Source organism: Gordonia aichiensis NBRC 108223 (assembly GCF_000332975.1).
Classification (GTDB): Bacteria; Actinomycetota; Actinomycetes; order Mycobacteriales; family Mycobacteriaceae; genus Gordonia; species Gordonia aichiensis.
Window position 1 is genome coordinate 48,697 of the sequence record NZ_BANR01000005.1, and the last position, 15,319, is coordinate 64,015.

Below are 15,319 nucleotides of genomic sequence, written 5' to 3' on the forward strand. Positions count from 1 at the left end.
GTCAGTGGCCCAGGATCTTGCCGAGGAAGTCCCTGGCGCGGTCGGATTGGGGATTGTCGAAGAAGCTGTCCGGATCGGTGTCTTCGACGATCGCGCCGTCGGCCATGAAGATCACGCGGTCGGCCGCCTTGCGGGCGAAGCCCATCTCGTGGGTGACCACGAGCATGGTCATTCCCTCTTTGGCCAGCGACACCATCACGTCGAGCACCTCGTTGACCATCTCGGGGTCGAGTGCCGACGTCGGCTCGTCGAACAACATCACCTTCGGGTCCATCGCGAGCGCACGTGCGATGGCGACGCGCTGCTGCTGGCCGCCGGAGAGTTGCGCGGGGTACTTGTCCTTCTGGCTGGCGATGCCGACGCGCTCGAGCAGCTCGAGTGCGCGCTTCTCGGCGTCGGCCTTGTTCTTCTTGCGGACCTTTGTCGGGGCCAGCGTGACGTTCTGGAGAATCGTCTTGTGCGCGAAGAGGTTGAACGACTGAAAGACCATGCCGACGTCGGCGCGTAGTGAGGCGAGGTCTTTGCCCTCGGCGGGCAGCGGTCGACCCTCGACCAGGATCTCGCCCGAATCGATCGGTTCGAGGCGGTTGATCGTGCGGCACAACGTCGACTTGCCCGAGCCCGACGGGCCCAGTACGACGACCACCTGCCCGGCCGGGACGTCGAGATCGATGTCTTTGAGCACGTGAAGCTCGCCGAAGTGCTTCTGGACATTCTTGAGCACGATCATGGGTGTGCCGGAGGCAGGAGCCGGAGTCGCGGGTCCGACCGCCGCACCCCCCGTCGGTGATTCGGTCATAACCGTCGACCCTAATGCGGAGAACTCCTGTAGGCGCGGTGAATGCGAACCTCGGTGTTGCGTGTCCGGGTGACCGCGTGAGCCGATTTGCACCGGCACCGTACCCTGGATCCAGTGAGTACGGAGTTGTCGGAGCGGCATGAGCTGCCGCAATCGCGGCGCAGCTATCAGGTGCGCACGTATGGCTGCCAGATGAACGTGCATGATTCCGAGCGCATCGCGGGTCTGCTCGAGGACGCCGGCTATGTGCGCGCCGCCGAGGACGACGACGCCGATCTCGTCGTCTTCAATACGTGCGCGATCCGCGAGAACGCCGACAACAAGCTCTACGGCAACCTGTCACACCTTGCACCGGAGAAGACGCGCCGACCCGGAATGCAGATTGCCGTCGGCGGCTGTCTTGCGCAGAAGGACAAGGACACGGTCCTGCGTAAGGCTCCCTGGGTCGACGTCGTATTCGGCACGCACAACATCGGATCGTTGCCTGCACTGCTTGATCGAGCACGCCACAACGAGGAGGCGCAGGTCGAGATCCTCGATGCGTTGGAGGCATTCCCGTCAACGCTGCCGGCCAAACGCGACTCCGCTTACTCCGGTTGGGTATCGGTGTCGGTCGGGTGTAACAACACCTGTACCTTCTGCATCGTCCCGTCCTTGCGTGGCAAGGAGGTTGATCGACGCCCGGGCGACGTGCTCGCCGAGGTCAAGGCACTCGTCGACCAGGGTGTGCTCGAGGTGACACTGCTCGGTCAGAATGTGAACGCATACGGCATGTCGTTCGCCGATCCCGAGCTGCCGCGCAACCGCGGCGCCTTCGCCGATCTGCTGCGTGCCTGCGGCGACATCGACGGCCTCGAGCGTGTGCGGTTCACCTCGCCGCACCCGGCAGAGTTCACCGACGACGTGATCGACGCGATGGCGCAGACGCCCAACGTGTGCCCGCAGCTGCACATGCCGCTGCAGTCGGGTTCCGACCGAATCCTGCGCGCCATGCGCCGTAGCTACCGCACCACAAAGTTCCTCGGCATCCTCGACAAGGTCCGCGCGGCCATGCCGCACGCAGCGATCACCACCGACATCATCGTCGGCTTCCCGGGGGAGACCGAAGAAGACTTCGCCGCGACGCTCGACGTGGTGGAGCGTGCGCGCTTCTCGAGCGCTTTCACCTTCCAGTACTCGCCCCGCCCGGGCACACCGGCGGCGACAATGCCCGATCAGGTGCCGCCGGAGGTCGTCAGTGAGCGCTATCAGCGACTGATCGCCCTACAGGAGCGCATCTGTCTGACCGAGAACCGCAACCTCATCGGCTCCGAGGCCGAACTGTTGGTCGTCGCCGATTCCGGACGTAAGTCGGCCAACACCGGACGCCTGACCGGTCGGTCGCGCGACGGGCGACTTGTCCACTTCCGTGCCGACGATGCCGCGGCAGCGATACGCCCGGGCGACGTGGTGGTCACGACGATCACCGACGCGGCGCCGCACCACCTGATGGCGGACGGGTCGATTGCGTCGCATCGCAGAACTCGTGCAGGCGACGCGCACGAACTCAGCCGCACCCCGATGACGGCACCGGTCGGCGTCGGACTCGGAATGCCCGGCATGGGTCCCGCACCGATGCCCGAGGTGGCGTCGACCGGATGTTCATCCGGCGCCTGCGGTGCATGAATCAGCTACCGGCAGACGCACACCGAGTGATACGCGATGGGCGATGAGAGATGAGAGGCGCGAGATGAGCGACGAACCGCGCGACGACGAGAACGCCGAACGGCCCATACCGCGGACCGACGGGTCCCGGACGGACGAGAGCCGGAGCGGTGATAGCAGAAGTGACGAGGTCGAGTTCGCGCAGTACGCCGACGACCTCCGTAAGGCAGAGCGCAAGGTCGCCGGTGAGATCGATCCGGGCGCCCGCGCCGTGGTGGTCGCGGTTGCGGTTCTTGTCGCCATGGGGTCGTTGCTACTCCCGCACACCGGCTCGGCGAGCGGGCTCGATGTGCTGACGTCCGCTGCGGACGCCGCTACCGAGCGCGTCGCGGTCGTCTCGAAGGTTTTCGTGTGGTTCCTGGTGGTCTTCGGGATCTGCGGATCGATGCTCGCGTTGGTCACTCGCCGATGGGTGATCGCGTGGATTGCATTGTGCGGCTGCGCGATCGGCTGCGTGGCAGGCATGTTGGCATGGTGGTCGCGAAACACCCCCGGTGTCGGGGGAGTGGCCCCGCCGTCGGGGGTCGGCGCCGGGTTGGTCATCGGGTGGTTGGCGCTGCTGGTGTTGACGTTCCACTGGTCGCGTGTCGTGTGGGCGCGCAGCACCTACCATCTCGCCCTCGAGGAGGAGCGGCGTCGGGAAGCGGTGGCGCGCGAAGAGGCCGCCCGCAAGCTGAAGCAACGCCCGGGCGAGCACTGATCGTCTGACCGGGGTAACTCGCCGGGGCGCTACCGATCGGCGATGGCGCTCTGCGCGGCCTGTGCCCACTCGCGCCACTGCGCGGCCTGCTCGCGGAGTTTCTCCGCGTCCCTGTTCTTGCCGCGCTCGGCAGCCTTCGCTGCCTGTTCCTCGAGTTGTGCTGCCCGGTCGGCGAACTGCGCCGCGCGCGCCTGCGCTTCCGGATCGGTGCGCTGCCACTGCGCGTCCTCCGCGTCGCGAATGCGCTTCTCCAACGCACGCGCGCGGCCCTCGAGGCTGTGCATCTGGTCGCGCGGCACCTTGCCGATCTCGTCCCACTTCTCCCGGAACGTGCGGAATTCGCGCCGTGCACCGTCGAGGTCGGATGCGGGATCGATCGACTTCTCCGCCTCGTCGAGCAGCGCGAGCTTCGCGGTTGCGTTTGCGCTGAATTCGGCGTCTCGCTCCGACGATGCGGCGTTGCGCGCGGCGAAGAAGACGTCCTGAGCGGCCTTGAAACGCTGCCACAGTGCTTCGTCGGCGTCGCGTGGCGCCCGACCGGCCGCTTTCCATTCGGTCAGCAGATCACGGAAGGCGCCCGCGGTTGGCCCCCAATCGGTCGAGGACGACAGAGTCTCGGCCCGGGCGATGAGCTCTTCTTTGCGTGCCTTGGCTCCGGCACGCTCGCGATCGAGTTCGGCGAAGTGGGCACCGCGGCGTCGATTGAACGCGTCGCGCGCCTTCGAGTAGCGCTTCCACAGTGCATCATCGGTCTTCCGGTCGATGCCCTTGATGGTCTTCCACTCGTCGAGGATCGCGCGCAGGCGATCGCCCGCAGCTTTCCATTGTGTGGATTCGGCGCCGATCGTCTCGGCTTCGGTGGCCAGTTCTTCCTTGCGCGCGATGGCAGCGGCGCGTGCCTGCTCACGCTCGGCCTTCAGCGAGTCGGCGACATCGTCGGCGCTACCGACGATGATCGTCAGCCGCTGCTCGATGGCCGCCACGTCGCCGATGACGCTGGCGTCGTGGAGGGTGTCGAGGAGATGTTTGGCCGCGGCCTGCGATTTACGAGGATCTCCCGTGCGTGCGGCGAGGCGCTCTTCGAGGATCTCCACCTCGGTCGCGAGGTCGGTGTAGCGACGGGCAAAGTGGGCGAGCCCCTCGTCGATGGTGCCCGCTTGCCACGAGCCGATCTCGCGCTCACCGTCGGGGGGGATGAGCCACACGACGCCGTGTTCATCGATCCGTCCGAAATCGCGCGGATCGAACGACGCGGGCTTGCCGACAGGCACCGCGGGGGCGGCTGTCGGTTTCTGAGCGGTCGGCGTGGGACCCGGGCGGGGGCCGGGTTTGGGGCCCGGCTTCGGTGGACCCGGCCTTGGGGCTGCGGTGTGTTCGGATGCAGATGTCGTCGGTCCGCTGAACTCGTCGCTCGTCATGGTGTGGTCCCCTCACAGCCTCGGTGGTGCCGCGCGTCACGGCTGCCTGTCACTTCGTCCCGGGTTCGCACGCCAGGACTGCACCTATTCAAGCAGGTCAGGGTTCCCGATGTGCGGCCTGCGTAACATCGCTGACCCGACAACGGGTGTCGCGGTGCTCTCCGCGGTGTCGAGTACGTCGTCGGCTAGCGTCGACGATGTGCTGGCCTGCGTGGTTTTCGTCCCGAGCGCACCGCTGCTGGTTCCCGAACTCGCGGGACCGGACGCGGTGGACACCGTCGAGGTGCGTTCTGCCGTGCGTGATGCCGGCGAGCTACTCGCCCGACACGCGCCACGCTGGCTGGCGGTGGGAGTCGACGACGTCGCTGCGGGACGCGACGCCGCCACGTCGGGGAGGTCGCGGGTACCGCGATCGATCCCCACGACAGGCGGGTTCGGCAGATTCGGCGTCGAGGTACCGGTCTCACTCGACGCCGCGCACGAGCGGCTCGACGCCGAATCCGGTGGCCGCATGCCGTTGTCGATGTTGATCGCCGGGTGGTTGCGCGAACAGGTGGGTGCGGAGTCTGTGCGTCCGGTCGTCGTCGCACCCGACACCGAGCCCCAGGCGGCTGCCGCCCTCGGCCGTGCACTGGGTGCCGAGGTCTCCGCCGATCCCGACGCGGTCGGTGTGCTCGTCGTGGCCGACGGCGCGACGGCACTCACACCGAAGGCTCCCGGCGGTTCTCGACGCGAGGCCGCCGTGCGCCTTCAAGAGCGCATCGATGCCTGCATTGCGAAGGCGGATGTCGCGGCACTGAACGACCTCGACGTGGCCGCATGCGCCGCCGAGGGTGTCGCTGGGCGCGCGGCGTGGCAGGTGGCCGCGGGGATCGTGGGCGACCGGGCGGTGTCGGCCGAGCAGTACTACGCCGACGCGCCGTTCGGGGTCGGCTATACCGTCGCGGCCTGGACGCCGGGAGATCTACCGGAGAGGGCGTCCGAATGAGTGACACGACGCGACGACCCGCGGTGTCGCCGATCGCCGTCGTCGGCCCCACCGCCACCGGGAAATCCGACCTCGCGCTCGATCTCGCGGAGCATCTCGGCGGCGAGATCATCAACATCGACGCCATGCAGCAGTACCGGGGAATGGACATCGGCACGGCCAAGCTTCCGCAGCAGGAGCGGCGCGGGATTGCGCACCATCAACTCGACGTGCTCGATGTGACCGAAACCGCGACCGTCGCCCGCTATCAGGAGGCGGCGTCCGCCGAGATCGACTCGCTGCTCGCTGCCGATCGGACACCGGTGATCGTCGGCGGTTCGATGATGTACATCCAGGGCCTGCTCGACGACTGGCGCTTCCCGGCAACCGATCCGGAGGTCCGTGCGCGTTACGAGGCGATGCTCGATGAGATCGGCGTCGCGGCGATGCACCGACATCTCGCATCGGTCGACCCGGCCGCCGCGGAGTCGATTCTCGACACCGATTCGCGACGTATCGTGCGTGCGCTCGAGGTGGTGGAGCTGACCGGGGAGCCGTTCGCGGCGTCGGCGCCCAAGATAGGCGAGCCACGTTGGGGAACAACTATTCTCGCTCTCGATCGCGACACCGTCGAACTCGACGAGCGGATCGCGTTGCGCACGCGATCGATGTTCGCGAACGGGTTTGTCGACGAGGTGAGGTCGCTGGTCGATGCGGGGCTGCGCGACGGGGTCACCGCTCGACGAGCCATCGGATACGCACAGATCCTCTCTGCGCTCGATGGTGACCGTGACCTCGCCACAGCGGAGGAACTGACCTTCATCGGCACCAGGCGCTACGTTCGCAGGCAGCGATCGTGGTTCCGCCGCGATCACCGCATCCGGTGGCTCGATGCCGCAGCGCCTGGAGTGCTCGACTCCGCGCTTGCCGCCGTGCAGGCATGACAACGCACGCACGTATCCTGGCCGGGTGACGACGATCAGCGAGGCAGTGACGTACGTGAAGGGCCACGGCACCCAGAATGACTTCGTCGTGCTCACCGACCCGGCGGTCGAACTCGACCTGACAACCGACTTCGTCGCAGCGGTATGCGATCGCCGACGGGGTATCGGCGCCGACGGAATGCTGCGCGTCGCGCGGGCGGTGGCACTGGTGCGCGCAGGTGTCCTCGACGGACTCCCCGAGGGCGTCGAACCCGATGACTGGTTCATGGACTATCGCAACGCCGACGGTTCGATAGCGGAGATGTGCGGCAACGGTGTCCGGGTGTTCGCCCACTACCTGCGAGCCACCGGGCTCGTCGAGGTCGACGAATTCACAGTGGGCTCGCGAGCCGGAGCGCGACCGGTGCATGTTCACTCGTACGACGACTTGCATGCCGACGTCAGCGTGCGCATGGGTCCGGTGACGATCGGCGACGATGCCACCGTGCGGATCGGCGACGACCTCTATCCCGGTGTTGCTGTCGACGTCGGCAATCCGCATCTGGCCTGCGTCATGCCCGACCTGTCGGCGACCGACCTCGCAGCGGTCGACTTCTCGGCCGGTGTCGTCCTACCGGACGGGGTCTTTCCGCACGGGGCCAATGTCGAGGTGCTGACCGCACCGGACACCGGCACACATGGCCTGCACGCCACGATGCGTGTCTTCGAGCGCGGGGTCGGGGAGACCAGAAGCTGTGGAACGGGCCTGGTGGCAGCGGCGGCGGCCGCACTGCGCACGCTCGAGCTCGAGAGTGGCGAGATGGTGATCGACGTACGAGGTGGCCGGGTGACGGTGACCGTCGACGCCGGTGAGGCGACACTGCGCGGTCCGTCCGCGCTCGTCGCCGACGGCACCTTCCGAGCAGGCTGGTACCGCGTCGACTGACTGTCGCGAGATGTCCGCGAGGCGGGACGTCGAATATCCACGTGCTCGAACACCCGTCGGCGTGTCACCATGGATGATGTATGACCGAGACATCACCACAGGTATCTGACCTGCACGACACACATCCCGTCGGCGCGAGCACTCGCGGAATCGACCTCGCCGACGATCTGATCGATCCGAACGATCTCGCCGACCTTCCCGACCACGACCAGTCGTCCGCCCACGACGGCGGTGCGACCGACTCACATGAGCGCATGGGCACACCGACAACGGGCGAACTCGCGCTCTCCGATCGCGCGTCGCTGCAACGCGTCGCGGGACTCTCCACCGAACTCACCGACGTCACCGAGGTCGAGTACCGGCAGCTGCGCCTCGAGCGTGTGGTCCTCGTGGGTGTGTGGACCGAGGGCACAGCCGCCGCCGCGCGAGCCAACATGGAGGAGCTGGCCGCTCTCGCCGAGACCGCCGGGTCGGCGGTTCTCGAGGCGGTGATCCAGCGGCGGTCCTCTCCCGATCCCGCGACCTACATCGGCTCCGGCAAGGCCCAGGAATTGCGCGACGTCGTCGCCGATACCGGCGCCGACACCGTCATCTGCGACGGCGAGCTGACCCCGGCACAGCTCACCGCGCTGGAGAAGGTGGTCAAGGTCAAGGTGATCGACCGCACCGCGCTCATCCTCGACATCTTCGCCCAGCACGCAAGCTCGCGCGAGGGCAAGGCCCAGGTGGCGCTTGCGCAGATGGAATACATGCTTCCGCGACTGCGCGGTTGGGGCGAGTCGATGTCGCGGCAGGCGGGCGGCCGCGCGGGCAGCAACGGCGGCGTCGGGCTGCGCGGACCCGGTGAGACCAAGATCGAGACCGACCGCCGACGTATCCGCGAGCGGATGGCCAAGCTGCGTCGCGAGATTCGTGAGATGCGTACCGCGCGCACGACCAAGAGGTCCGCACGCCTGCGGGGTGCGGTGCCGCGCATCGCCGTCGCCGGATACACCAACGCCGGTAAGTCGAGTCTGGTCAACGCGATGACCGGCTCGGGCGTGCTCGTGCAGGATGCGCTGTTCGCGACGCTCGATCCCACGACGCGGCGCGCCACCCTCGAGGACGGGCGCGAGTTGGTCTTCACCGACACCGTCGGATTCGTTCGTCACCTGCCGACCCAGCTCGTCGAGGCCTTCCGATCGACCCTGGAGGAGGTGGTCGACGCCGACCTCGTGCTGCACGTCGTCGACGGCAGCGACCCGTTTCCGGCCGAACAGATCACAGCGGTTCGTCGGGTTATCAACGACGTCGTGGCCGACGAGGGTGTCGCCCCGCCTCCGGAGTTGTTGGTCATCAACAAGATCGACGCCATCGACGCGTCGCGCCTCACCGAACTACGCGCCATGCTCGGCGCGGGCGGCAGCACACACGGCCCCAATTCCGCAGGGGTGGTCTACGTGTCGGCGCGCACAGGCGAGGGCCTGCCGGAGTTGTTCGAGACGGTCCGGGAGTTCGTCGGACGCGACGACGTCGAACTCGTCGTCGACATTCCGTTCACGCGTGGCGATCTGGTGTCACGGATTCATCGCGAGGGCGAGGTGCTCTCCACAGACCACAGCACCGAGGGCACCCGGATGCGTGTCCGTGTGCCCTCGGCGCTGGCGGGAGAACTGGCCTCGTTGGCCGAGTAGGCGCTATTCGGCGTCGAGGTCGGCGGCGACGAGCTTGGCGATGGCGTCGAGCGTTGCCTGATCATCGGATTCGACGACGACGGCGGTGCCCTTCTCGGCGCCGAGCGTCATGATCATCAGTGCCGATCCGGCGTCGACCGGCTCGCCCCCCACCACCGAGATGGTGACGGGTGTTCCCGCGTCGGCGACGGCCTCGGCGATGATGGTTGCGGGCCGCGCGTGCAGTCCGACGGCTGATCCGACCTCGACGGTGGTGCTTGGCATGGGGTGCTCCTTTGCAGATGGTGTCAGGTGACGGGTGATGGTCAGGCCGCGACGGTCTCGAGCGCGGGTGTTGCAGAGCGTTCGGTGTGCGACTTGCCCACTTGCTTGGCGGCGACGACGCAGACCGTGCCGAGGACCGTACCGGCCGCGAGTGCTGCGAGGAAGAGAAGCCAGTGGTTCATCGTGAAGAAGACGAAGATTCCGCCGTGCGGAGCGCGCTGGGTGACGCCGAAGGCCATGATCAGTGCTCCGGTGAGCGCGCCGCCCGCCATCATCGACGGGATCACGCGTACCGGGTCCTTCGCGGCGAACGGGATGGCGCCCTCGGAGATGAACGCGGCGCCGAGGAACCATGCGGCCTTGCCGTTTTCACGCTCGGGTTCGGTGAACAACCCGGGACGAATGACGGTGGCGAGCGCCATGGCCAGCGGCGGGACCATGCCTGCGCACATCACGGCGGCCATGATCTCCAGCTGCGGGGTATCGCCGATCGCGAGGCCGGTGGTTGCGAACAGATATGCGGCCTTGTTGACCGGCCCGCCGAGGTCGAAGCACATCATCAGCCCCAACACGATCCCGAGCACGATCTTGGAGCTTCCGTTCATGCTGTTGAGGCCGTCGGTGAGCTGGGTGGTGACCCAGGCCAGCGGCTTGCCCAGAAGCATGAACATGAGACCGCCGACGATGAGGCTGCCGAACAACGGGATGTTGATGACAGGCTGGAGGCCCTTTGCCCACTGGGGCAACGGAAGTCGCGAGATCGCGAGACAAACGGCACCCGCGATCAGGCCGCCGATCAGACCACCGATGAAGCTCGCGCCCACCGCAACCGACACCAGACCTGCGACGAATCCGGGCGCGATACCGGGACGGTCGGCGATCGCGAATGAGATGTAACCCGCGAGCACCGGGACGAGCATGCTCATGGCAAGCGCACCGATCGCAAAACTCACGCCGCCGAGGTACTGGCCGAGACCGCCTGCGGGCAGATCCCAGAGACTGTTGTGCAGAGCGATGTACGCGCCGTCGGACAGTGTCTTGCTCGAATCGAGCGTCTTGTTGGCGATCTGGTAGCCGGCGAGCAGGAATCCCAGGGCGATCAGCAGGCCGCCGGCTGCGACGAACGGGATCATGTAGCTGACGCCGGTCATCAACGCCTGCTGGATCTTCTTGCCGAAGGACAGACTCGACGACGTCCCCTCGGCGGTACCGGCACCGTCGCCGACAGAACCCTCGACGCGCGAGGCGTGCGGATTATGCGACGCTTCGACCGCTTCGGCGATCATCGCGTCGGGTTCGTTGATCGCACGCTTGACTCCCGACTCGATCACAGGCTTGCCGTGGAACCGGCTCTTGCCCTTCACCCCGACGTCGGTGGCGAAGATGACGGCGTCGGCACCGGCGATCACGTCGGGTGTAAACGGTGTGGTGCCCGATGATCCCTGCGGTTCGACGTGGAAGTCGACGCCCGCGCGCTCAGCGGCATACTTGAGGGCATCGGCTGCCATGTACGTGTGTGCGATTCCGGTGGGGCAGGCGGTGATCGCGACGATCGACGGCCGTTTCCCCGAGTCGGTGGTCTTGTGCATCTGCGGACCTACTGTGTCCGCCGCGGCCCCGCCCGACGTCGCACCGGCGGCGGAAGCGCCGGTCGCCGAGGCTGTGGCGGCTGTGGTGGCCGGAGCGGACGGGTTGATCGCCTCGTCGACCAGCTCGACGATGCGCGCATCATCGGGGGCTTCCCGCAGGGCGGTGACGAAATCGGGCCGCACGAGGGCGCGGGCGAGAGAGCTCAGCAGCTTCATGTGGTCGGATGCGGCGCCTTCTGGCGCTGCGATCAGGAACACAAGGTCGGCTGGGCCGTCGGGGGCGCCGAAGTCCACCTTGTGGGCCAGCCGTGCGAATGCGAGGCTCGCGGTGCTGACAGAGGCTGCGCGCGCGTGCGGAATCGCGATGCCGCCGGGCAGACCGGTCGCCGATTTCGCCTCGCGTGCCAGGGCGGCACGGCTCAGCTCGGACGGATCGGTCGTGCGCCCGGCGTCGCCGAGGTTCTCGGCGAGATAGGTGATGACGGCGGCTGGATCATTGCCGGCGTCGACATCGAGATTCACCGTTGCAGCGGTGATGATGTTGTCGGACATGGGGTTTCCTTTGATTATCTCTGTGCCGTGTGGGTGTTCCGGTGATGTTTGGTTGTAGGTGTGCGCACGGGGTGCTCCGGTGCGAGATCACCCGTGGTGTGGTGTCACGTGATCGGGGCGGCTCCGCAGAGTTCGACGACGCGCACCGAGTCGATGTCGACCAGTGACGGAAGCGGCGGTTGGGTTCCTGCGAGACCCGCGGCTGCAGAGCCATAGGCGACTGCCGTCCGGAGACGGTCGGGATCGGCGGCACCTGCAGCGTGCGCGATGAGGTATCCGGCGAGGGAGGCGTCGCCCGCCCCGACAGTGCTGCGCGGCACGATCGGTGGGGGAGTCGCCAGCCAACTGCCGGTCGCCGTCGTCAGCACTGCGCCTGCGGCGCCGAGAGTGGCGAGCACGGACCCGCCGGTGGTTGCGATCAGGGTGCGCGACGCAGCGACGACGGGCAGGTAGTCGCCGGCGGCGATGGATGCGGCGAGCTCGGTCGCATTGGTACCACTGACCTCGGCGAGTTCTTCGTCGTTGGGTTTGATCAGGTCGACCGGCCCCGACGTCGCGGCACCCAAAGGGGCGCCCGAGGTGTCGATGGCCACGCGACGCCCGCTCTCGACGAGGCGATCGGCGATGCGTCGGTACCAGTCGTCGGGCACGCCCGGCGGAAGTGATCCGCACAGCGCCACCCAGGATGCCTTCTCGGCGCCCGCGAGAACCAGTGCGGTGAGCTCGTCGAGTTCGGCGCCCCCGAGGGTGTGGCCGGGAGCGTTGATCTTCGTCGTGGTCCCATCGCCTTCGGCGACGGTGATGTTGTTGCGGACCTCACCGTCGATGTCGACGGAGCGGTAGGGAAGTGCGACGGCGTCGAGCGCGGTGAGCAACGGGTCGCCCGTGTGGGCGGGAAGCAGCGCCACGGTGGCGATTCCCGAACCCGCGATGACGCGTGACACGTTGACTCCCTTGCCACCGGGTTCGACCCGCGCGTCGATGCTGCGTTGGACCTGGCCCCGCAACAGCGGACCCGGGATCTCCAGAGTGCGATCGAGACTGGGGTTGGCCGTGACTGTGACGATCATGCGATCACGACCTCGACGCCGCGCGCGGAGAGCACAGCCGAGAACTCGGGATCGATACCGTCGTCGGTGATCAGGACGTCGATGTCGTCGAGGGAGGCGAACGAGCTGAAGTCCTCGCGGCCCATCTTCGACGAGTCGGCCAGCACGACGACACGCTGTGCGGCAGAAACAATGGCCGCCTTGACCGATGCCTCCTCGGCGTCCGGCGTGGACAGGCCATGGGCTTCGCTGATCCCGTTGGTGCCGACGAAGGCCACCGATGCCCGCATCCGACGAAGGGCGGCGACCGTCTCGGCGCCGACCGCGGCCTGCGTGAGCCCTCGGACCCGACCACCGACCATGAGCAGCGTGGCCCGCTCGTGCGCTGTGAGCGCCTGGCCGAGTTGCAAGCTGGTCGAGATCACTGTCAATCTGCGGTCCGCGGGTAGGAGTTTCGCAGCCTGGTACGTGGTAGTGCCCGCATCGAAGATCACCGAACCCCCGTCCGAGGGCAGGAATCGCATGGCAGCGCGCGCGATCGACGCCTTTTCCTCGATGTGGGCGGACTCGCGTTGGTCGATGCCGAGCTCATCGAGAACCTCGACCGTTCCTGCCTTGACCGCACCACCGTGGACGCGCTGCAGGCTGCCGGCGCGTTCGAGAACGGCCAGATCGCGCCGCACCGTCTCGCTCGTCACGTCGAACCGGTCGGCCAACGCGGTCACGGAGGCGCGGCCATGCGTGCGTACCTGATCCGCTATTGCCCGCTGTCGCTCTTCGGCGTACACCTGTCGTCTCCGATCTGTGGTGTGGCTCTCACATCGGGGGTATCGACTGTGAGTTTCTGTTGGTTTGAATGTTGATATATATGGTTTTACGCCCGACTATGTTGACAAGTCAAGGCTTCGGAGTAACTTTGATCACAGAAAATGTCGGCAGTCAGCGTCACTCACAGCGCTGGTACGGCAGGTGGACCCGGAAGGCGGTAGGCACATGGAGCATGACTTGGTATCGGACGATCGGGTCTCGATGAATGGACAGGAAGAGGTGAATGGGCAGGGAGAACTGACAGGAACCCCTGTCGTCGCCGGATATGCGTTCGGGCCCGCGCTGTGGCCCGGTGGCCGTGTCGAGCACGACGATCGACTCCTGGGGATGGACCGAACGCTCGCCGAGGAGGACCGAGATGCCGAGGCTGACAGGCTGGTGGCTGCCGCCGCAACGGTCGCAGGCCGACTGCGTAACCGCGCGTCGCACGCGTCGGGCGCTGCTGCAGAGGTGCTGAACGCGACCGCCGGTCTGGCCGAGGACAGAGGCTGGATAGGCGCGGCCGACAAGCTCATCGCAGTCGGCACACCGGCACCCGCGGCCGTCGTCGCTGCAACGCAGACCTTCGCCGAGATGTTCGCCAAGCTGGGCGGACTCATGGCTGAGCGCATCACCGACCTCAACGATGTGCGAGACCGCGTCGTCGCAGAACTCCTCGGTGAGCCCGAGCCTGGAATCCCGACGCCCACCCAACCGTCGATCCTGCTGGCCGACGATCTGGCTCCCGCCGACACCGCGGGCCTCGACCCGACCGTCATCGTCGGACTCGTGACACGGTTTGGCGGCCCGACCAGCCATACGGCGATCATCGCCCGGCAACTGGGTATTCCGTGTGTGGTCGCCGTGGCCCGGCTCGGCGAGATCACCAGCGGTACAGAGGTGTTGGTCGACGGCGCGGCCGGCTCGGTTGTCGTCGAACCCGATCCCGTGTCGGCTCAGGAACTCGTCGATCGTGGGGCCGCCGAGGCTGCGTTGGTCGCCGCCTGGAGTGGCCCCGGGCGCACCGCCGACGGCGTGGAGGTGGCCATCCTCGCGAATGTCGCCGACGGGGCGTCGGCGCGACGTGCTGCCGATGCACCGGTCGAGGGGATTGGATTGTTCCGCACCGAATTGGCGTTTCTCGACCGGGGCGATGAACCGGGCGTTGACGAGCAGACGCGGCTCTACCGCCACGTTCTCGATGCGTTTGATGGCCGGAAGGTCGTCATCAGGACGCTCGACGCGGGGTCGGACAAACCGTTGGCGTTCATCGAGCATCCCGACGAGGCGAATCCCGCGCTCGGGGTGCGGGGCAACCGAATTGCCGTCGATCACCCCGAGATCGTGCGCGGCCAACTCGACGCGATTGCCCGCGCCGGGGCCGAAACGGGGTCGCGCCCATGGGTGATGGCGCCCATGATCGCCACCGCTGCGGAGGCTGCACAGTTCGCGCGCATGGTTCGCGAGCGTGGACTGACCGCCGGCGTGATGATCGAGATCCCCGCGGCAGCGATCCTCGCTCGAGCGATCCTGGCGGAGGTCGATTTCGTATCGATAGGCACCAACGACCTGACGCAGTACACGATGGCCGCCGACCGCATGTCCGCGGAACTGGCCGAATTGACCGACCCGTGGCAGCCTGCTGTGCTCGCGTTGATCGCGCAGGTAGCCGATGCCGGGGCAGACCTGGGCAAGCCTGTGGGAGTCTGTGGCGAGGCAGCCGCCGACCCGGCGTTGGCGTGCGTGCTGGTCGGACTCGGTGTCACTTCGTTGTCGGCAGCACCGGCCGCGACACCCGCAGTGGGGGCGAAGCTGTCGACGGTGACACTCGACCAGTGTCGGGCAGCGGCCGAGGCCGTCCTCCAGACCACGAGCCCGACATCGGCCCGCCGCGCGGCCGCCGAGCACCTCGACGCCTGACAGCCGAC

13 protein-coding genes are annotated in these 15,319 nt (G+C 67.3%); 7 read left to right on the forward strand and 6 right to left on the reverse strand.

Annotation, left to right across the window (positions count from 1 at the left end):
* Window position 1: 1 nt before the first annotated feature.
* Complete coding sequence (locus GOACH_RS07505; protein WP_052003950.1) at window positions 2-730, reverse strand: amino acid ABC transporter ATP-binding protein; 729 nt, start codon at window positions 728-730, stop codon at window positions 2-4.
* 183 nt (window positions 731-913) lie between these two features.
* Between GOACH_RS07505 and miaB the strand changes: the two genes are divergently transcribed.
* Both miaB and GOACH_RS07515 read left to right on the forward strand, forming a co-directional pair.
* Complete coding sequence (miaB, locus tag GOACH_RS07510) at window positions 914-2,464, forward strand: tRNA (N6-isopentenyl adenosine(37)-C2)-methylthiotransferase MiaB (RefSeq protein WP_373279078.1); 1,551 nt, start codon at window positions 914-916, stop codon at window positions 2,462-2,464.
* Window positions 2,465-2,528: 64 nt separating this feature from the next.
* A complete protein-coding gene (locus tag GOACH_RS07515) occupies window positions 2,529-3,203 on the forward strand; it encodes an Rv2732c family membrane protein (RefSeq protein WP_005172904.1) in 675 nt (224 codons plus the stop codon).
* Between the two features lie 29 nt (window positions 3,204-3,232).
* Here GOACH_RS07515 and GOACH_RS07520 read toward each other — a convergent pair whose 3' ends face one another.
* On the reverse strand, window positions 3,233-4,621 hold the full coding sequence (locus GOACH_RS07520; protein ID WP_040518015.1) for a DUF349 domain-containing protein: 1,389 nt from the start codon (window positions 4,619-4,621) through the stop codon (window positions 3,233-3,235).
* Between the two features lie 109 nt (window positions 4,622-4,730).
* Between GOACH_RS07520 and GOACH_RS07525 the strand changes: the two genes are divergently transcribed.
* The 4 genes from GOACH_RS07525 (at window position 4,731) to hflX (ending at window position 9,130) form a co-directional block, all read left to right on the forward strand.
* On the forward strand, window positions 4,731-5,609 hold the full coding sequence (locus tag GOACH_RS07525) for a class III extradiol ring-cleavage dioxygenase family protein (protein WP_005172907.1): 879 nt from the start codon (window positions 4,731-4,733) through the stop codon (window positions 5,607-5,609).
* Window positions 5,606-6,532 (forward strand): tRNA (adenosine(37)-N6)-dimethylallyltransferase MiaA, encoded by a 927-nt coding sequence (miaA, locus tag GOACH_RS07530; RefSeq protein ID WP_005172910.1) that lies wholly within the window; start codon window positions 5,606-5,608, stop codon window positions 6,530-6,532. Before GOACH_RS07525 ends, miaA begins: the two co-directional genes overlap by 4 nt.
* Window positions 6,533-6,557: 25 nt before the next feature.
* The gene (dapF, locus tag GOACH_RS07535) at window positions 6,558-7,457 is read left to right on the forward strand and encodes a diaminopimelate epimerase (protein WP_005172914.1); all 900 of its coding nucleotides are present in this window, start codon (window positions 6,558-6,560) and stop codon (window positions 7,455-7,457) included.
* An 80-nt stretch (window positions 7,458-7,537) separates the two neighbouring features.
* Window positions 7,538-9,130: a GTPase HflX gene (gene hflX / locus GOACH_RS07540; protein ID WP_005172917.1), complete on the forward strand. Its 1,593-nt coding sequence runs from the start codon at window positions 7,538-7,540 to the stop codon at window positions 9,128-9,130.
* A 3-nt stretch (window positions 9,131-9,133) separates the two neighbouring features.
* Here the strand turns inward: hflX and GOACH_RS07545 are convergent, their stop codons facing one another.
* The 4 genes from GOACH_RS07545 to GOACH_RS07560 form a co-directional block, all read right to left on the reverse strand.
* Window positions 9,134-9,394, reverse strand: coding sequence for an HPr family phosphocarrier protein (locus GOACH_RS07545; RefSeq protein WP_005172919.1), 261 nt, complete (start codon window positions 9,392-9,394; stop codon window positions 9,134-9,136).
* 41 nt (window positions 9,395-9,435) lie between these two features.
* The gene (locus GOACH_RS07550) at window positions 9,436-11,535 is read right to left on the reverse strand and encodes a PTS fructose transporter subunit IIABC (protein ID WP_005172921.1); all 2,100 of its coding nucleotides are present in this window, start codon (window positions 11,533-11,535) and stop codon (window positions 9,436-9,438) included.
* A 104-nt stretch (window positions 11,536-11,639) separates the two neighbouring features.
* Window positions 11,640-12,605, reverse strand: a complete 966-nt coding sequence (locus GOACH_RS07555) for a 1-phosphofructokinase family hexose kinase (protein WP_005172922.1) — start codon at window positions 12,603-12,605, stop codon at window positions 11,640-11,642.
* Complete coding sequence (locus tag GOACH_RS07560) at window positions 12,602-13,372, reverse strand: DeoR/GlpR family DNA-binding transcription regulator (RefSeq protein WP_005172924.1); 771 nt, start codon at window positions 13,370-13,372, stop codon at window positions 12,602-12,604. The genes GOACH_RS07555 and GOACH_RS07560 overlap by 4 nt, the downstream gene beginning before the upstream one ends.
* Before the next feature lie 241 nt (window positions 13,373-13,613).
* On the opposite strand from GOACH_RS07560, the gene ptsP reads away from it, so the two are divergent.
* Window positions 13,614-15,311 (forward strand): phosphoenolpyruvate--protein phosphotransferase, encoded by a 1,698-nt coding sequence (ptsP, locus tag GOACH_RS07565; protein ID WP_052003952.1) that lies wholly within the window; start codon window positions 13,614-13,616, stop codon window positions 15,309-15,311.
* The last annotated feature ends 8 nt before the right edge of the window (window positions 15,312-15,319 follow it).

Bases quoted from the DNA above. Each gene is read 5' to 3' on its own strand.
- GOACH_RS07505 (WP_052003950.1), bottom strand. From the start codon at position 730: ATGATCGTGCTCAAGAATGTCCAGAAGCACTTCGGCGAGCTTCACGTG.
- GOACH_RS07515 (WP_005172904.1), top strand. From the start codon at position 2,529: ATGAGCGACGAACCGCGCGACGACGAGAACGCCGAACGGCCCATACCG.
- GOACH_RS07520 (WP_040518015.1), bottom strand. From the start codon at position 4,621: ATGACGAGCGACGAGTTCAGCGGACCGACGACATCTGCATCCGAACAC.
- GOACH_RS07525 (WP_005172907.1), top strand. From the start codon at position 4,731: ATGTGCGGCCTGCGTAACATCGCTGACCCGACAACGGGTGTCGCGGTG.
- miaA (WP_005172910.1), top strand. From the start codon at position 5,606: ATGAGTGACACGACGCGACGACCCGCGGTGTCGCCGATCGCCGTCGTC.
- hflX (WP_005172917.1), top strand. From the start codon at position 7,538: ATGACCGAGACATCACCACAGGTATCTGACCTGCACGACACACATCCC.
- GOACH_RS07545 (WP_005172919.1), bottom strand. From the start codon at position 9,394: ATGCCAAGCACCACCGTCGAGGTCGGATCAGCCGTCGGACTGCACGCG.
- GOACH_RS07550 (WP_005172921.1), bottom strand. From the start codon at position 11,535: ATGTCCGACAACATCATCACCGCTGCAACGGTGAATCTCGATGTCGAC.
- GOACH_RS07555 (WP_005172922.1), bottom strand. From the start codon at position 12,605: ATGATCGTCACAGTCACGGCCAACCCCAGTCTCGATCGCACTCTGGAG.
- ptsP (WP_052003952.1), top strand. From the start codon at position 13,614: ATGAATGGACAGGAAGAGGTGAATGGGCAGGGAGAACTGACAGGAACC.